We start from the raw sequence: 17,549 nt of genomic DNA on the forward strand, positions 1-17,549 counted from the left end.
TATCCGTCGTTTCGTTCTTCATTTGCAGAAATATTGTATCATTGCCTTCAAACCTTTTCCAGAAACATGTTACGGGCAGTTGGTCGGCCGAAAATAATTTCCTTTGTAAATATGGTGGATATAAGCATTTTCAGGCAGATTGCGCTCAGCTTCCCGGAAGCAACGGAAGAGCCTCATTTTGAAAAAACTTCTTTCAGGATAAAGAAGAAAATATTTGCTACCTACAACGACAAAGAAAACCAGGCCTGTGTGAAACTATCGGAACGGGACCAAGACTTATTTTGCCTTTCGGACAAACTGATTATCTTTCCGGTACCCAACAAATGGGGGAAACAAGGCTGGACACTCGTTTCTCTTGATAAAGTTCAGGAAAATGTCTTTTTGGAACTACTCACTTGTGCCTATTGTGCAGTGGCGCCCGAAAAGTTGGCGTTGCTGGTAAGGCCAGACGCCGAATAAATGAGTTCACCCATAACCTAATTTATAAATGCCTGGAAACCTGAAAGATATATCAGATATTCTGGTTCAGCTGAAATCCATTGAACACGGCTTCAAACACATTAATGACGCCGGAAGCCTGCTTCTGAAAGAACCCGGGACGCATCATTTTGACCTTGCCCGGCAGCTTATTGAAGATGAAAGTTATCAGGGCCGGATGCTGGGCACCTATATGCTGGGGGTATTATCTCCAGAAAACCCGGCAGCACTGAGCATCTTAAAAGACACTGTCTCAAAAGACCCGAACTGGCGGGTACAGGAAATGCTTGCCAAGGCTATCGATGAATACGCCAGGATAACCGGATACGAAGAAGCTCTTCCGACGTTACAAAGCTGGCTTGAAAGTGACAATCCAAATGTGGTACGTGCTGTCATTGAAGGATTGAGAATCTGGACCAGCCGGCCATTTTTCAAACAGCATCCTGAGGTTGCCGTATATTTGATTAGCCAACACAAAGCAGATGCCAGTGAGTATGTACGGAAATCCGTAGGGAATTCACTCAGAGATATCAGCAAAAAATTCCCTGATTTAATCAATCAGGAAACATCTGGCTGGGATCTTTCCGATAGGCGTATCTCTTTTACACATAAGTTGGTCATCATATAATCGAGCGTCTGGATTAATCCTCCTGAAAGACCGCATCGCCATGTACTCAGAGCCAGCTTAACCGAACCATACAAGTAATTCTCTCTCCTGACTTTAAGAAAAGTCAGACGGTGCGAGATTACCTCCGTTTCCTTAAATCCATTACCAGAGACAAGGAGCTGCTTCCAAAGCCGGGGGTATACTGAGCCCGGCCGTACCCGACCTCGAACCGCTTGATCCGTAACCAGGCCCCGAAAGAAAAACCGGCCAGGGCACCTTTGTTTACAAGCCTCAGCTCCTGCCTTCTGAGATGATCGTATCCTAGCAGCAACCTGAACTGTGGATGGATCAATACCTCTGCACCCAGTGAAAGATGCCTCCCTGCTTTCTCGGCCCAACCAACCTTTCTGGATATTTTATTGCCATCGGCATCGTAAGTATAAAAAAGTGCCGGATCATTGTACACCATATCGAATTTATTGAGATGATGTACCGAAAAAGAAAACCTTAAAGGCATATACTTAGGTTTGAAAGTAACACCGGCGCGGACATCAAGTGGCAAAACCGGCTCCTCTCCACCTGAATAATTCCGCCGCAGAAAACCTATATTCTTCACCACAAAACCGGCTGTAAAATCCTCTTCGGGATGTTTAAAACTCGCTCCCCAGTCTGTTGCCAGCCCCCAAACCTGGTATGCTTCAACAGCAGCACCTACAAATTTGACCGCCCCGCCTATCGTAAATGCGCCAAGCTGGTGCCCGTACCCTGCCGAAATACTGTAATCCGCAGCCCGAAACTCCCCAATCACATTCCCGATATCGTCCGTTTCAGCCATCGTACCGTAGTTCAGATACTGAAGCCCAGCCGACCATATTCCTCCCGTCCTTTTTAACTGGCGGGCATAAGCCAGATTAACAAATTTAGTATCCGCCAGATAAGGCATCAGGTTGAGCGAAACCCGGTCTGTTTGGACGGTATCCAGCAGCGCAGGATTCTGAATATACAGGGCTGGATCACTCCCATTGGATGTTACCTGATTAGCGCCTAAAGCGGTGTTGAAGGATTGCGAGGGAAGCTGCAGGAAGTTAAGGGTACTTCTCCCACCGGCGATCTGCCCCATGGACAGAAACGGAAAAAGGCCCACAAACCCCGTTAATACAAAAAGACTCCGCCTGATCTGCCGCATACCTCTCCTAAAAAGAATATTTTATCCTGAAAATGACACTATATTTATAACCCGATCGGAAGCAAAAGTAACCATATAGTCTTAATTCATGGAATCGAAATCTGCCGCAAGCTCAAAAAAAGAATTACTGGATAGAAAAAATGCCGAAGCCGATCTTGGCGGTGGAGAAAAACGCATTAAAGCACAGCATCAAAAGGGAAAACTGACGGCCAGAGAAAGGATATCGATTTTGCTGGACCAGGGATCCTTTCACGAAATTGGCCGGTTTGTGTTACACCGCAGCAAAGATTTCGGGCTGGATAAGGAACATTACCTGGGTGATGGTGTCGTAACGGGGTATGGAAAGATCAACGGAAGATTAACCTATATTTTTGCTCAGGATTTCACGGTTTTCGGCGGGTCTCTGTCGGAAACCCATGCCGAAAAAATTTGCAAAATCATGGATCTTGCCATGAAAAACGGAGCGCCGGTCATAGGCCTGAATGACTCGGGTGGTGCGCGCATTCAGGAAGGCGTTTTATCTCTGGCCGGTTATGCCGATATATTCTATAAAAACACACTCGCCTCAGGGGTTATCCCTCAAATCTCTGCGGTACTCGGGCCCTGCGCCGGCGGAGCTGTTTATTCCCCGGCCATCACCGATTTTATCCTGATGGTTGAAAATACCAGTTACATGTTTGTAACCGGGCCCAATGTCGTGAAAACCGTTACCCATGAGGAAGTAACTTCGGAAGGACTCGGTGGTGCCATGACGCACGCCACAAAGTCGGGTGTGACCCACTTTGTTTCACCCAACGAAGTGGAGTGCCTACTGGCTATTAAAAAGCTACTGAGTTATATCCCCCAGAATTGTGAGGACGATGCGCCCAGGCTCTCGTACCAGCCCGGCAGGGAATTACGGCCAAAGCTGGAGGTACTTATACCCGACAATCCAAATCAACCGTACGACATGCGGGATATCATCACCGAAATTACTGACACCGATACGTTTTTTGAGGTACATCAGAATTTTGCAGAAAACATCGTGGTAGGTTTTGCCCGAATCGCAGGGCGAAGCATTGGTATTGTAGCAAACCAGCCTGCCGTGCTGGCGGGGGTTCTTGACATTCATGCAAGCCAGAAAGCTGCACGTTTTGTCCGTTTCTGCGACTGTTTTAATGTTCCGCTGCTGGTACTGGAAGATGTTCCGGGATTTCTGCCCGGGACCGATCAGGAATGGAACGGGATCATCACCAACGGAGCCAAGCTGTTATACGCTTTTTGTGAAGCCACAGTTCCCCGTGTGACGGTCATCACCCGGAAGGCGTATGGCGGCGCCTATGATGTCATGAACTCCAAGCATATTGGGGCAGACCTGAATTACGCCTGGCCAACGGCAGAAATTGCAGTCATGGGCGCAAGCGGTGCAGCCGAAATAATATTCAAACGGGAAATTGCAGAAGCCGAAAACCCCGGGGAGAAACTGAAAGAGAAGATAGAAGAGTACACCCATAAATTTGCCAATCCTTTCAAAGCTGCACACCGCGGGTATATCGACGAGGTGATCTATCCGGAACAGACCAGGGAGAAGCTCATCAGCGCTTTTGAAATGCTGGAAAATAAGGTGGCACAGCTTCCCAGAAAAAAACATGGTAATATTCCGCTTTAATTGTCAGATAGCAATGTGGCGGGATTTCATAGATCAAATTCAAGGAATATCATAATTATCAATAAGCCAAAACGCCAGACGTTGGTACATTCTAAATATTGTGATAATTTCAGGGATATTTTATTAAAATTTTTACTATCCTAAACCAATATATTTTCCAATGACAGAAAAGATAGACACCTCGGCGTCCAGGAGGAAATTTATCAAAGGCTCTCTTGCCACGCTGGCCACATTTTCAATTGTTCCACGCCACGTTTTAGGCAAAGGCTTCCTTGCACCGAGTGATACCCTTACAAAAGGAATCGTAGGATTAGGCAGCATGGGGAGAGGGCATATTCCGTTGGCAGGTACCAAGGTGGTGGCACTTTGCGATGTAGACAGATCTCACCTAAAAAGAGCTGCCGACATGGTTGGTACGGGCGCTAAAACGTTTGGAGACTACCGCGAACTGATACAGCTTCCCGAGGTGGACATTGTGCACGTTGCTACGCCTCCGCACTGGCACGGGATCATAGCAGCAGATGCTGCCCGCGCGGGCAAGGACGTTTGGTGTGAAAAACCGATGACCCGTACCATCGGCGAAGGCAAAAGATTACTCGAAGCAGTACAGCAGCACGGCAGGATTTTCCGTCTCAATACCTGGTTCCGTTTTCAGGACAATTTCTATGGAATGAAAACAACTGTAAAACCCATCAAAAAACTCGTTCAAAGTGGCTTGCTGGGATGGCCACTGAAAGTCACGGTAAGCCGTCACACAGGTTTCGACTGGAAGTTCTACTGGGTTGGAAAAACCAATAATGCGCCGGAAACCGTCCCCCCGGAACTGGACTATGACATGTGGCTCGGACCGGCACCGTATAAGCCCTATAGCGCCCATCGCGTCCATGAGACGTTCCGTGGATACTGGGATTATGATGGCGGCGGACTTGGAGATATGGGACAGCACTATATTGACCCTATTCAATATTTCCTTGGAAAGGACGACACCAGCCCCGTTAGTGTTGAAATAGATGCTCCGCAGCAACATACGGAAGCAGTAGGCACCTGGAGACGAATTACTTATACTTATGCGGATGGCTGCCAGATCGTACTGGATGGTGAAGCAAAAGACGAGAACGTTGCCTACATAGAAGGCCCGAAAGGCAAGCTTTACCCGGGCTTCCGTTCGGATATTCCAAACCTTGAAAAGAAACTTGCTGCTTTCCCCGATCCCGAACCACAGGTAACAGATTTCGTGGATGCTGTTAAAAATCGTAAGAAATTTGCGCTTAATGAAGAAAACGGACACCGCTCCTGTACCATCGTTAACATGGGGCTCGCCGCACTCCGCCTGGGTCGCTCGTTAAAATTTGACCCTGAAAAGCAAGAATTTATTGATGACGAAGGTGCCAACAGGCTTATCAATCAGCCGATGCGCGGCCCCTGGACCATATAAGTTCAGGAGCGTATGCAGCAGGCGGGGAATAAACCGGCTTGCCCGTATGACGTTTGTTTTACTTTTTAATTATCTGAGTTAATCGTAAAGAGCTTATGGCTCTCAGCAATATAAACATGAGAAAACATATTTATTCTTTTCTGGTCCTGTGCCTGCTGGCTTCCTCTGCCTGGGCACAAACGGATCAAAGTAAAATCAAGGATTTACTATCCCGCCTTCCCGCAGATAATTCTGCCAAGCTGAACAAAAGCATGGAAGACCTGGCTGCACTTGGCAAATCAGGAATTGTACAGATCGCCGCCATGTTAACGCCTCCTGGCAAAGGTGATAATTCAAAAATCCAGTATGCCTTGGGCGGATTTAGTTTCGCTTCTATGCAGTCAGGCAGGGAAGCGTGGCGCCAACTGGCCGCCGAAGCCTATGGTGAAGCGCTTTCCAAAGTAACCGACCCCGACAGCAAGGTATTTCTGATCTATCAGCTTCAGACAGTAGGCAAAGACGAATCCGTTAATGTACTGAAATCTTATCTCGGAGACGAGAAGTTATCCGGCCCCGCGTCACGTGCGCTGGCAAGGATTGGAACTGCTTCTGCCGGAGCTGCATTGGCTCAGGCGTTGGGCGGCGCCAGCGGCAGTACTCAGATCGCTATCATCGAAGCGCTCGGAGACGCAAAGTATAAGGATTCTGCCTCCTTCATTGAAAAAACGGCGACCAGCGATAATGTAAACCTTCGCAAAGTTAGCCTGTACGCGCTTTCGGAAATTGGCGCGCCATCCTCAGAAAGCATTCTGGCGCTGGCCGCTCAAAAAGCCTTTTACGGTTATGATGAGGCCGACGCCACCGCTGTTTATATTAAGTACCTGGTGCGTCTGGCGCAAAATGGCTCAACAGCGGCCGCCGAAAAAGCGGCTATGGAGCTCATTAAAAATACGCCTGACCCAAAGCAATCTGCTACCCGTTCCTCTGCACTGAAGGTTTACTCGGATATCAAAAAACGTGAAAGCGTCCCTGTTCTGGTAAAGGCTATGGCAAGTACGGATCCACAATATCGTGCGGCCGCGCTGAAACTGGGACAGAAATACACCATGGCCAACGGTACCGCACCCTGGCTTGCGGCCCTGAAAACGGCGAAGCCAGAAGTACAGGCAGAAATGATTACTATGTTCGGACGAGCTGAATCAAAAGATGCATTACCTGCCGTATTGAAAGCTTTGAATTCAAAAGAGAACAGTGTAAAGCTGGCGGCAATCTGGGCGGCGGGAAAAATTGGTGGAGAGAGCAGTGTTAAAAGTCTGATCCCTGTTTTAAAAACCGGAAACGCGCCAGAAATCCAGGCAGTAAAAAACAGTTTGCTGACTATTAAAGGAAATGGTGTGACAGACCAGCTGGCCGCAGCACTGCCCGCTTTGCCGGCAGCCGCCAAGCCTGCTGCTATCGAGGTACTCGCAGCACGAGCAGCAAGTGCCAAACTTCCGGTGGTTACTCCGCTGTTGAAAAGTACAAATACTGAGGTTAAAAAAGCTGCTTTCGTATCTCTGCAGTCATTGGCAACCGAAAATGATTTACCTCAGCTTTATAAATTGCTTAACAACGTGACCAGTGCAGATGAAATTGCCGATGTGCAGAAGGCGGTTAGCGCCGTAATCACCAGTTCGGGTGATGTTTCTTCTCAGACGGATATCATCCTGAAGCAAATGCCGAATGCTCCTGCCGACAAGCAGTCGAGATATCTGGGTGTGCTGTCATCCATTGGAGGAAAAAAGGCGCTGAATACCATCGTTTCTTCCTATTCATCGGGTGATGCCGTTACCAAAAGGGCAGCTATATCCGCACTCGCTGCCTGGTCTGATGCAAGTGCTTCCAGAGAATTGCTTTCTATTGCTGGGAAAACGACTGATGCAGAAGAATTTAATCTGGCATTAACCGGCTATGTAGCCTCCGTAAGCAAGTCGGGTAAAACTCCCGTGAATAATGTGATCATGCTCCGCAATGCCATGGACCTGGCTAAAACAGATGCTCAGAAAGAACAGATATTAAAAGAACTCGTTAAATATAAAACCTTTAATGCGCTCTTTTTCGCAGGAAAATACCTCGACGAAGCTCCTTTACAGCAAGCTGCGGCGCAGGCAGTAATGAGTATAGCTCTTGCCAACAAAAACTTTTTTGGTAAGGAAATCCATGATTTGCTTACCAAAACGGAATCAGTACTGAAAGGCCCGGAAAGTGAAAATCAAAGGGCGTCTATCCGCAAACGTTTATCCGAAATGCCTGCTGGTGAAGGGTTTGTTTCTCTTTTTAACGGAAAGGACCTTACCGGCTGGAAAGGGCTTGTAGAAGACCCTATCAAACGCAGCAAAATGAGCGCGGATACCCTTGCCGCCAAACAGAAAAAAGCGAACGAGAAAGCCAGAGCCGGATGGTACGCAAAAGATGGCAACCTGATTTTCAGCGGACATGGCGACAACCTTTGTACGGTAAAACAATATGCTGATTTTGAAATGTATGTTGACTGGAAAATCGAAAAAAATGGGGATGCGGGTATCTATCTGAGAGGTACGCCGCAGGTGCAGATCTGGGATACTTCCCGTGTGGATGTGGGAGCGCAGGTGGGTTCCGGCGGGCTTTACAATAATCAGAAAAACCCGAGCAAACCTACCAAGCTGGCTGATAATGCCATTGGCGACTGGAATACTTTCCACATCACGATGGTGGGCGACCGGGTTTCGGTAGACCTGAACGGTGAAAACGTAGTAAATAATGTAACGCTCGAAAACTTCTGGGACCGTAAACTCCCCATTTTCGCCAAGGAACAGATCGAACTTCAGGCACATGGGAACATTATCTATTACAGAGACATTTATGTAAGGGAAATACCAAGCCAGACTTTTGAGCTATCTGCCGAAGAGAAAAAAGAAGGATATAAGGTACTCTTCGACGGGACCAATACCTTTGAGTGGGTTGGAAACAAAACCGACTATTTCATAGAAAACGGAGAACTCGTCATTGACCCCAGCCGAGGTGGAAAAGGTAACTTATACACCAAAGACGAATACAGCGATTTTGTATATCGTTTTGATTTTAAACTGACTCCCGGCGCTAATAATGGACTGGGCATTCGTGCTCCGCTGGAAGGAGATGGCGCATACGCAGGCACGGAAATCCAGATCCTTGATAACGACGCCGACAAATATAAAGACCTGAAAGAATACCAGTACCACGGTTCGGCCTATGGCATTATTCCTGCTAAACGCGGTTATCTGAAACCAGTTGGGGAGTGGAACACTGAGGAAGTATATCTTAAAGGTTCCAAACTCCGTGTTACCTTAAACGGAACGGTAATCCTGGATGGAGACCTTGCCGAAGCCAGTAAAAACGGTACTGCGGATCATCAGCAGCACCCTGGCCTTAGCCGTACTTCAGGCCATATCGGATACCTTGGGCATGGGGATTCGCTCCGGTTCAGAAACATACGCGTTCTGGATCTTACCAAGGTACCTGAGGCCCCGGCAGTAGTGGATACACCGAAGAAAAAATCGAAAAAGAAAAAATAAGTTTGGGAGTACCTGTAAAAGAGCCTGCGCGACACATTGCGCAGGCTCTTTTTTTATTTCATAAAAGTATAAATTTATATTAGATATAGTATATATTTGTTCTATGAAAAAGATTCAGGAAAAATCCGCTGCCAAATCAAAACAATACACTGACACAGAGGACAGAGCGGCTCTCACACTCAAAGAACCTGCATTGTCTTATGGAACCGGCTTGATTTTCCCTATGCACACATCAAAACCCCAAAGAAAGATGACAACCTTTGAAAAAATAGGCCTCATACGCGAGGGAATAAGTAAAAGGGATTTTGAAGATTTCAAACAAAAAGCGGGCCTGGATTATGACCAGCTTGCGGCAACGCTGTCTGTTGCCAGGGCTACCCTCATCAATAAAAAAGGTGCAGAAAAGTTTAACCAGACACTCAGTGAAAAAATCATGAGCCTGGCTGACATCTACTCCTATGGCTACGAAGTATTTGAAGATAACAAACGCTTTAATGAATGGATATTTCGCCCCAATCAGGCGCTGGGGGGGATTCCTCCTTATGATCTTCTTGATAATCAATATGGCCGTGAAGAAATTAAGGATCTTATAGGCCGCATTGATTACGGCGTTTATTCCTGATAAGGATCCTTTTCCTGAATTTCAATACGAGCTGCCACACACTTACACACCAGATGATAGTTCACAGAATCGGACGCACCAAATTTGCTCATGATGTCTCTGGCGAGGGGGCAAGGCTGCACGGCGGACGCTGGAATCATAAGCTGGTCCCTTGTATCTATACCTCGGACAGCAGAGCGTTGGCGCTGCTTGAGTACACCGCGAATGTTAACATTGAAGATATCCCAAGAGCATTAAGTATCACTACTTTTGATATACCCGATGAACATATTCTAAAAATCCCACACGCCAAACTTCCGGGCGACTGGGCCCTCTCTCCGGTCCCCGTATCCACAAAGGACTTCATTTCCCGTTTGTTTCAAAAGCCAGGCCATCTGGTTATCAGGGTTCCTTCTGCCATTGTTCCCGAAGAATTTAATTATTTGCTGAATCCTCTTCATCCGCATAGTTCCGATTTCCAGATTGTAGAAGTGAAGGATTTTGTATACGACGTAAGGCTGAAACTGAAATAAAACACCTCAGGCATTCAGATTGGGGCTTTTTTTATTTAGTTTTGATAGTATAAACAGTGTGTCTCTAAGCTTTACAGTTATTTACGGCAAAATCACATCAAAATGAAAGGCAAACACTTAATCCTGACTGCTGCGCTGACTACATTCTCCGTGATGTACTCACAGGCACAGCATTCATTGCAACGTATCTGGGAAACGGAAGCCTCACTTCCCATCCCGGAATCTGTCCTTTATAATGCAGCTGGCAAGTTCTTATACGTGGCTCAGATCGATGGAAAACCAGGTGAAAAAGACGGAAAGGGTGGTATTGCAAAGGTTGGACTGGATGGAAAAATCATGACCAACGACTGGGTTACTGGCCTGAATGCTCCAAAAGGAATGGGGAAAATCGGTAATAAATTCTATGTAGCCGATGTGACAGAGGTTGTTGAGATTGATACCAAAACAGGCAAAATTCTAAAAAAGTATGAAGTACCGGGAGCAAAATTCCTAAATGACGTAACCGTTGACTCCAAAGGGAATGTATACGTTTCTGATTCTGACACCAAGAAAGTCCACCTTATTAAAAACGGTTTGGTATCCACCTACTACGAAGACTTTAACCGTCCGAATGGTTTATTAGCCGTTGGCTCCGACCTGCTTGTTGCCGATGCAGGAACTTTGAAAAAACTGAGCAGTGACAAGAAAATCACTGTAATTGCGGAAGGAATGGATAAAAGTACGGATGGTATTGAACAGGTGAGGCCGGGAGAATACCTTGTTTCCTGCTGGGCCGGGGTTGTTTATTATGTCAAATCGGATGGTACAACCCAACAGCTGATTGATACAAGGGGAGATAAAGTCAATTCTGCCGATATAGGATATGACAGTATCAAGAAAATTGTTTATGTTCCTACATTTATGAAAAACAGTGTTGTGGCTTACCAGCTTAAATAAATATCTTTACAACTAAAATCTAAATCAATAAAACAGGCGTTTTCTATGGACATTTTTGTAGGGAGTCTTTCTTTCAAACTGAAGGAAAGTGAGCTGCGGGAAGCTTTTGAAAAATTCGGAGAAGTTGCATCCGCTAAGATTATCATTGACAAAATTACACGTCAGAGCAAAGGTTTTGGGTTCGTAGAAATGCCGGATGAAGAACAGGCCAGACTGGCAATAAGCCAGCTTAACGGGGCAGAAATGTATGGTCGCCCGTTGGTTGTAAATGAATCTCAGAAGAAAGAAAGCCGTCCTCCACGAACCGAAGGTGGATTTGCACCCCGGCCTAATACATTTTCCGGCGACAGGTACGTAAAAAAACCGGAAAACACGAATACGGGAGGTGGAGATATATACAAAGATACAAGAAGTTTTGAAAAGCCGTCCAATGACCTTCCATCCAAAAGTTCAGGAGGTTTTAATAAAGGGGGCGGATATGGGGATAGCTTCGGTGGTGGAAAGTCAAGGGATTTTGGACGCGACAAAGGCCCACACCGAGGAGGCGATTTTAAGAAGGGCGGCGGAGGCTCCAAGAAAACCGACTTCCGCAAAAACAGAGACGATGATGATGACGATTGGTATTGAGCATTAATACCCTCTCCAAACAGATATGTATAATAAAATTGGCCGGACGAAAATCCGGCCAATTTTATTTTTTAAATATAAAATAAACCGCAAGTACCAGAAACAGAAAACCGATCAGGTGATTCCAGCGGAACGTCTCGGTCTTAAAAAACAATAGGGTGAATACCGTAAAAATCACCAGTGTGATCACCTCCTGAATAACCTTCAGTTCTACCAGCGAAAAGGGCCCTCCATTCTCTTTAAAGCCAATACGATTGGCCGGAACCTGGAAACAATATTCGAAGAGAGCTATCCCCCAGCTAATCAGGATAACGGAAACCAAGCCCAGCTTACTGAACCAGCCCAATTCCTTAAATTTGAGATGACCATACCAGGCCATGGTCATAAAGGCATTGGACAAAATAAGTAATCCGATGGTAAGGATCGATTTCATGAGGCGGCCTTCACCTTATTATCGTTAAAGAAAAGCACAAATAAGATCAGTACCACAGCTGCGATACCCGCCGGAACCATCCAGATGCTGGTCCAGTTTTTAACACCGTCAACTGTATAAATATCGGCCACTTTACCCGCAAGCCAGGATCCGATACCCATTCCGATACCGTAGGTGGCTATTGCGATCAAACCCTGGGCAGAGGACCTGTACTTCTCTCCCGCCTTGCTGTCCGTATAGATCTGCCCGGTAACAAAGAAAAAGTCATAACAAACACCGTGTAGTATGATGGCAAGGAATAACAGCCATTCGCTGGACGCATCACCATAGCCGAAACCGATGAAACGAACGATCCAGGCAATCAGACCAACGATCAGCATCCATTTTACCCCCAAACGACTGAAAGCCAAGGGAATCAGCAGCATGAACACCACTTCGGATATCTGCCCCAACGACATTTTGTTTTCTACGTTAGTCATACCGGAGTCCGTTAGCGATGGGTTGGCCATAGCGTAATAAAATGACAGGGGAATACAGATCAGTAACGACGAAACGAAGAAGATAGCAAAAGAGCGGTCCTTAAACAGCTTAAACGCGTCCAGACCCAGGATGTCGGAAAAGGATGTAGTAAGACTGGGCTTGGGAGGCGTATTGGGCAGAAAGAAAGAGAAGACACCCAGAAAGGCCGCTGAGTACATTGAAAATTTGAAGATCATCACGCTGTCGCCGAAGTTGTAATATCCTATGATATTAGATACTACAATCCAGGACAATGTACCCATCACCCTGATCGTTGGATAATCCTTCTCCGAATCCTTCACCTGCTGCATCGCAATAGAGGTTGTGAGGGAAATGGTCGGAGCGAAAGTGATGCAATAAAGCAATATCACCCAAAAGAAGGTATCAGCATCTTTAACCCCCGTCAGAAAATAGAGTATGGCCGCACCCGCGAGGTTCAACACACCCAAGACTTTCTGTGCCGCAAAATACCTGTCAGCAATCATTCCGACAAAAAAAGGAGCAATGATCATCGCAATTGAGAAAGCTGCATAGGCATTCCCGACCTGTGCACCAGTGGCTCCAAGCTGCGTAAACATGTACTTGCTCATTTGGCCATACCACGACCCCCACACAAAGTAAAGCAGGAACATCATGGCCATGAGCTGGAAACGTGTTGAATTTTTCATTTCAAGAATTGGTATAATTAAAATTAAGGTTATTCAGGTTTAGCATTGAAGCGATTAAATCGGACTCAAACAGTGTCCTATTTTCTAACCAGCTTTTGAAATTCATTCAGCTTCAACAAGGCCTCAATCGGTGAAAGTGTGTTAACATCCAGCAGAGATAACTTTTCTTTCAGCTCCTCCAATCTGGGATCGGCCGGTTCAAAAATGCTGAGCTGATAATTATTTTTAGGAATTTCCTTCACTTTCGTTTTATGAGCTTCGGTTACGTGATCCTTTTCCAGATGCTGCATAATTTCACTCGCCCTGAGTACTATGGGCTGGGGCATCCCGGCAATCTGCGCTACATGAATACCAAAACTGTGAGCACTTCCGCCTGGCTTAAGCTTGCGAAGGAATATCACCTTATTATCCACCTCTTTAACGGCAACATTAAAATTTTTGATTCTTGGAAAATCGTCAGCAAGCTGATTCAATTCGTGATAGTGCGTTGCAAAAAGGGTTTTAGGTCTGCATTCAAGCTGGTTATGTAAATATTCTGTAATGGCCCAGGCGATGGAAACGCCGTCATAAGTACTGGTTCCTCTTCCAATTTCGTCCATCAGCACCAAGCTCCGGTCACTGAGGTTGTTGAGGATACTTGCGGTTTCCGTCATTTCTACCATAAAAGTACTTTCCCCACGGCTAAGATTATCACTGGCTCCAACCCTGGTAAAAACCTTATCCACAATACCCACTGTTGCTGATTTGGCAGGCACATAACAACCCATTTGTGCCATCAATACAATGAGGGCCGTCTGGCGAAGCAGCGCCGATTTACCCGCCATATTGGGCCCGGTAATGATAATGATCTGCTGGCTGGCATCGTCCAGGAAAAGATCGTTCGGGACATAGGCTTCTCCTACGGCCAGTTGCTGCTCAATTACCGGGTGTCTCCCATCCCTGATGTCCAGCTCCTTTCCGTCACTGATGGCTGGCTTCACATATTTGTTTTTCCGTGCAACAATGGCAAAGGAACTCAGGGTATCCAAAGTGGAAATTACCGTGGCATTTTGCTGTATCGTACCCACATATTCGGAGGCCGTCTGTACCAGTTCACTGAATATCCTGAACTCAATGGCAGATATCCGGTCTTCCGCATTTAAAATTTTCTCCTCGTATTCTTTCAGTTCGGGCGTGATGTACCGTTCTGCATTTACAAGGGTCTGCTTGCGTATCCAGTCAGCCGGCACTTTGTCACGATGTGAATGGGTAACTTCGAGATAGTAACCAAACACTCGGTTGTAAGCTATTTTCAAAGAACCGATACCTGTTCTTTCAATCTCACGGTTCTGGAGTTTGAGCAGGTAATCTTTCCCTTCATACGATATGGCATGCAGCTCATCCAGTTCAGGATCCACCCCACTATTAATCATCCTCCCCTGATTGGACAGCACCGGTGCGTCTTCCCTGATTTCGAGTTCTATCTTGTCGGCAAGGAGACTGCATGGATTCAGTTGGTCGATGTATTTATTTAAGATGGACCGGGCAAAAACGGAAGTCTTTTTCCCCAACTCCATTTCTCCCAGTTTGATTAGCAATTCCTTGATGGGCCCTATCTGTTTCAGCGACTTTTTCAACTGCACCAATTCCCTCGGATTAATCCGGCGCACCGCCACTTTGGAAATAAGCCTTTCCAGGTCACCTATGTGTTTCAGGCATTGCATCATGGCTTCGTGAAGCTCCGGGTTGCCCAAAAAATGCTCCACGGTATTGAGCCTTTCTTCGATCGGGATCTTTTCCTTCAGCGGAAGCACCATCCATTTCCGCAGCAACCTTGCGCCCATGGGTGTAACGGTCTGGTCAAGAATCTGGATCAGCGGTACTCCTCCCTCCTGCTGTGGGTATACCAGTTCCAGGTTTCTGATCGTAAACCGGTCGAGCCACACATATTTTTCTTCTTCAAGCCGCGTTACTCTTCCTATGTGACTTACCTCTTTATGCTCTGTTTCACGCAGATAATGAAGAATCACGCCCGCAGCAATGATCCCCAACGGCAGGTTTTCAATTCCGAATCCTTTCAGAGTCGTAGTTTGAAAATGGCTGGTAAGCTGTTCATACCCATAGTCGTATCCGAAACACCAGTCTTCCAGCTGAAAGGTATGGTACTTGCCCCCAAAAAGCTGATTGAATTCCTGTTTGCTCCTTTTACAGAAAAGAACTTCCGCCGGCGTAAACCCCTGGAGCATTTTATCAACGTAGGCTGCATTGCCCTGGGCCGTCATAAACTCTCCTGTGGAGATATCCAAAAATGCCACTCCAAACAGGTTATCCCCACCGATGTGAACAGCGGCCAGGTAATTATTTTTCCTTACATCCAGTACATTATCGTTGAGTGAAACGCCAGGTGTAACAAGCTCCGTAACACCGCGTTTCACAATACCCTTTGCGGCGGCCGGGTCTTCCAGCTGATCACAGATAGCCACACGCTCGCCTGCCCTTACCAGCTTGGGAAGGTAGTTGTCCAGTGAATGATGGGGGAAACCTGCCAGCTCTTCATGCGCTCCGCCGTTGTTACGTCGTGTGAGTACAATACCCAGTATTTTGGATGCCCTGATTGCGTCTTCACCAAAGGTTTCATAAAAATCACCAACCCTGAAAAGCAATAATGCTCCGGGATATTTTGCTTTGATCTGATTGTATTGTTTGCTAAGCGGTGTTTCCTTTTGTGCCTTTGCCAAGTAATCGCGGATTTGATAATGGATAACTACAAAATTAACCCTTCTATCCGGTTTGGCAAGAACAGAATGTGTTTATAATGGGTTTGAAATTGCCTTTAATAAAGCAAGGGGAGGTCCTTGTGATCAAACTCCACCACTCCCCCGGGCTCAATGGCTTCAAAATCAGCCAGACTCACTTTCCCGATCGCGTACCTGACCAGGCGAAGGGTTGGAAAACCCACGGCAGCGGTCATGCGGCGTACCTGTCGGTTCTTCCCTTCGTACAGAGACAGTGCCAGCCAGGACGTAGGGATACTCTTCCTGAACCGAACGGGCGGGTTTCTTTCAGGCAGTTCAGGTACCTCAATCGTATTCGTTACTGCCGGCAGTGTTTTGTATTTTTTACCATCCACCGAAATTTCAACACCCGCTCTTAATTTTTCGCAAGCTTCATTATTAACATTCCCTTCCACCTGTACGTAATAAGTACGGGGATGTTTATTTTTCGGGTCGAGCAGCCGTGTTTTTAACCGGTTGTCATTGGTAAGCAACAAAAGCCCCTCGCTGTCGGCATCAAGCCTTCCTACCGGGTATACATCTTTTGGGAATGTAAAGTTGAGATCCGCCAGCGTAGCGTGTTCCCCTTCACGGCTGAACTGGGATAACATACCAAACGGCTTATATATCAGAAAATAACGGAACAAATCGGTATAGTTTACGGGTGTCAGCTATTGACGACCCATTGCTTATTTGAGAATGACGGCTAAATCAAGTTCATAGCCAGGGAAGTATCTCCCCGCGAGACAATTTCACGCCAAAGGTGTGCTCTGTATCAAAAATACTAAAACAATCTGAGTAACTCATGCTATCTCCAGCCATACAGGACAATGGTCGGAATGAACAGCGTCATTATATTGTCTGCTGGCAACAATACGTTCTTTCAGGGATTCCGTAACAGAAATGTAGTCAATACGCCAGCCTTTGTTATTTGCCCGTGCACCGGAGCGGTAGGTCCACCAGCTGTATTCGATCAGGTCAGGATTCTTAAATCTGAATGAATCCGTATATCCGCTGCCAAACCATTTGGTCATCCAGGCCCGCTCTTCGGGAAGAAAACCGGAAGAGTTTTTATTTCTGACCGGGTCATGAATATCTCTTTCGGTATGCGCAATGTTGTAATCCCCGCAGATAATAAGATTGGGCCTTTCCGTCCGCAAAATAGCAATCCAGGCATAGAAATCATCCAGAAAGCGCATTTTCACATCCTGCCTGACTTCTCCGCTGGTTCCTGAAGGGAAATAGCAGTTCAGTACTGTAATATCTCCAAAATCTGCTCTGAGGACTCGCCCTTCCGAATCGTAAACAGGCATCCCAACTCCCGCCGAAACAAGATCAGGCCTTGTTCTCGAGAAAATAGCTACGCCACTATAGCCCTTTTTCTCAGCCGCGTGCCAGCCAACCAGTTCATAGCCCAGCGCTTTAAAAACGGCAAGATCTACCTGGTCAGGGGTTGCCTTCACTTCCTGAAAGCATAAAATATCAAAAGATTTGTCACTCAGCCAATCGATCAGGCCATTTTTGATGGCCGCTCTGATTCCGTTTACATTATAGGTTAGTATTTCCATACTGCAA

General features: G+C 46.5%; 15 protein-coding genes. 9 read left to right on the forward strand and 6 right to left on the reverse strand.

Translation table 11 applies throughout. The features are described 5' to 3' along the window. Positions 1-66: 66 nt before the first annotated feature. Positions 67-459, forward strand: coding sequence for an MmcQ/YjbR family DNA-binding protein (locus KOE27_RS17370; protein ID WP_229252811.1), 393 nt, complete (start codon positions 67-69; stop codon positions 457-459). Between the two features lie 28 nt (positions 460-487). Then, positions 488-1,105, forward strand: a complete 618-nt coding sequence (locus tag KOE27_RS17375) for a HEAT repeat domain-containing protein (protein WP_229252812.1) — start codon at positions 488-490, stop codon at positions 1,103-1,105. Between the two features lie 118 nt (positions 1,106-1,223). Here the strand turns inward: KOE27_RS17375 and porQ are convergent, their stop codons facing one another. Further along, complete coding sequence (gene porQ, locus KOE27_RS17380; protein ID WP_215240102.1) at positions 1,224-2,270, reverse strand: type IX secretion system protein PorQ; 1,047 nt, start codon at positions 2,268-2,270, stop codon at positions 1,224-1,226. Positions 2,271-2,358: 88 nt separating this feature from the next. On the opposite strand from porQ, the gene KOE27_RS17385 reads away from it, so the two are divergent. The 7 genes from KOE27_RS17385 (at position 2,359) to KOE27_RS17415 (ending at position 11,601) form a co-directional block, all read left to right on the forward strand. Beyond that, positions 2,359-3,918 (forward strand): acyl-CoA carboxylase subunit beta, encoded by a 1,560-nt coding sequence (locus KOE27_RS17385; protein ID WP_215240103.1) that lies wholly within the window; start codon positions 2,359-2,361, stop codon positions 3,916-3,918. A 160-nt stretch (positions 3,919-4,078) separates the two neighbouring features. Then, positions 4,079-5,353 (forward strand): Gfo/Idh/MocA family oxidoreductase, encoded by a 1,275-nt coding sequence (locus KOE27_RS17390; RefSeq protein WP_215240104.1) that lies wholly within the window; start codon positions 4,079-4,081, stop codon positions 5,351-5,353. 116 nt (positions 5,354-5,469) lie between these two features. After that, on the forward strand, positions 5,470-8,904 hold the full coding sequence (locus KOE27_RS17395) for a DUF1080 domain-containing protein (protein WP_215240105.1): 3,435 nt from the start codon (positions 5,470-5,472) through the stop codon (positions 8,902-8,904). 103 nt (positions 8,905-9,007) lie between these two features. Continuing rightward, entirely contained in the window at positions 9,008-9,526 is a 519-nt protein-coding gene (gene parS, locus KOE27_RS17400) for a type II RES/Xre toxin-antitoxin system antitoxin (protein WP_229252813.1), read from the forward strand. A 53-nt stretch (positions 9,527-9,579) separates the two neighbouring features. Continuing rightward, positions 9,580-10,038 carry an RES family NAD+ phosphorylase gene (locus tag KOE27_RS17405; protein ID WP_215240106.1) on the forward strand — a complete coding sequence of 153 codons (459 nt, stop codon included), beginning with the start codon at positions 9,580-9,582 and terminating at the stop codon, positions 10,036-10,038. 102 nt (positions 10,039-10,140) lie between these two features. Then, the gene (locus KOE27_RS17410) at positions 10,141-10,974 is read left to right on the forward strand and encodes an SMP-30/gluconolactonase/LRE family protein (protein WP_215240107.1); all 834 of its coding nucleotides are present in this window, start codon (positions 10,141-10,143) and stop codon (positions 10,972-10,974) included. A 45-nt stretch (positions 10,975-11,019) separates the two neighbouring features. After that, positions 11,020-11,601 carry an RNA recognition motif domain-containing protein gene (locus KOE27_RS17415; protein ID WP_215240108.1) on the forward strand — a complete coding sequence of 194 codons (582 nt, stop codon included), beginning with the start codon at positions 11,020-11,022 and terminating at the stop codon, positions 11,599-11,601. A gap of 64 nt (positions 11,602-11,665) precedes the next feature. Here the strand turns inward: KOE27_RS17415 and KOE27_RS17420 are convergent, their stop codons facing one another. From KOE27_RS17420 to KOE27_RS17440, 5 genes are all read right to left on the reverse strand, one after another. Further along, positions 11,666-12,034 (reverse strand): DMT family protein, encoded by a 369-nt coding sequence (locus KOE27_RS17420; protein ID WP_215240109.1) that lies wholly within the window; start codon positions 12,032-12,034, stop codon positions 11,666-11,668. Then, entirely contained in the window at positions 12,031-13,221 is a 1,191-nt protein-coding gene (locus KOE27_RS17425) for a nucleoside permease (protein WP_215240110.1), read from the reverse strand. The genes KOE27_RS17420 and KOE27_RS17425 overlap by 4 nt, the downstream gene beginning before the upstream one ends. A 77-nt stretch (positions 13,222-13,298) precedes the next feature. After that, a complete protein-coding gene (mutS, locus tag KOE27_RS17430) occupies positions 13,299-15,938 on the reverse strand; it encodes a DNA mismatch repair protein MutS (protein WP_215240111.1) in 2,640 nt (879 codons plus the stop codon). A gap of 95 nt (positions 15,939-16,033) precedes the next feature. After that, a complete protein-coding gene (locus KOE27_RS17435) occupies positions 16,034-16,621 on the reverse strand; it encodes a pseudouridine synthase (RefSeq protein ID WP_215240112.1) in 588 nt (195 codons plus the stop codon). A 156-nt stretch (positions 16,622-16,777) separates the two neighbouring features. Further along, positions 16,778-17,542 carry an exodeoxyribonuclease III gene (locus KOE27_RS17440; protein WP_215240113.1) on the reverse strand — a complete coding sequence of 255 codons (765 nt, stop codon included), beginning with the start codon at positions 17,540-17,542 and terminating at the stop codon, positions 16,778-16,780. Positions 17,543-17,549 lie beyond the last annotated feature (7 nt).

The organism is Dyadobacter sp. CECT 9275, assembly GCF_907164905.1.
Lineage (GTDB): Bacteria > Bacteroidota > Bacteroidia > Cytophagales > Spirosomataceae > Dyadobacter > Dyadobacter helix.

Coding starts and splice junctions, on each gene's coding strand:
- KOE27_RS17370 (WP_229252811.1), top strand. CDS start 67: ATGTTACGGGCAGTTGGTCGGCCGAAAATAATTTCCTTTGTAAATATG.
- KOE27_RS17375 (WP_229252812.1), top strand. CDS start 488: ATGCCTGGAAACCTGAAAGATATATCAGATATTCTGGTTCAGCTGAAA.
- porQ (WP_215240102.1), bottom strand. CDS start 2,270: ATGCGGCAGATCAGGCGGAGTCTTTTTGTATTAACGGGGTTTGTGGGC.
- KOE27_RS17385 (WP_215240103.1), top strand. CDS start 2,359: ATGGAATCGAAATCTGCCGCAAGCTCAAAAAAAGAATTACTGGATAGA.
- KOE27_RS17390 (WP_215240104.1), top strand. CDS start 4,079: ATGACAGAAAAGATAGACACCTCGGCGTCCAGGAGGAAATTTATCAAA.
- KOE27_RS17395 (WP_215240105.1), top strand. CDS start 5,470: ATGAGAAAACATATTTATTCTTTTCTGGTCCTGTGCCTGCTGGCTTCC.
- parS (WP_229252813.1), top strand. CDS start 9,008: ATGAAAAAGATTCAGGAAAAATCCGCTGCCAAATCAAAACAATACACT.
- KOE27_RS17405 (WP_215240106.1), top strand. CDS start 9,580: ATGATAGTTCACAGAATCGGACGCACCAAATTTGCTCATGATGTCTCT.
- KOE27_RS17410 (WP_215240107.1), top strand. CDS start 10,141: ATGAAAGGCAAACACTTAATCCTGACTGCTGCGCTGACTACATTCTCC.
- KOE27_RS17415 (WP_215240108.1), top strand. CDS start 11,020: ATGGACATTTTTGTAGGGAGTCTTTCTTTCAAACTGAAGGAAAGTGAG.
- KOE27_RS17420 (WP_215240109.1), bottom strand. CDS start 12,034: ATGAAATCGATCCTTACCATCGGATTACTTATTTTGTCCAATGCCTTT.
- KOE27_RS17425 (WP_215240110.1), bottom strand. CDS start 13,221: ATGAAAAATTCAACACGTTTCCAGCTCATGGCCATGATGTTCCTGCTT.
- KOE27_RS17440 (WP_215240113.1), bottom strand. CDS start 17,542: ATGGAAATACTAACCTATAATGTAAACGGAATCAGAGCGGCCATCAAA.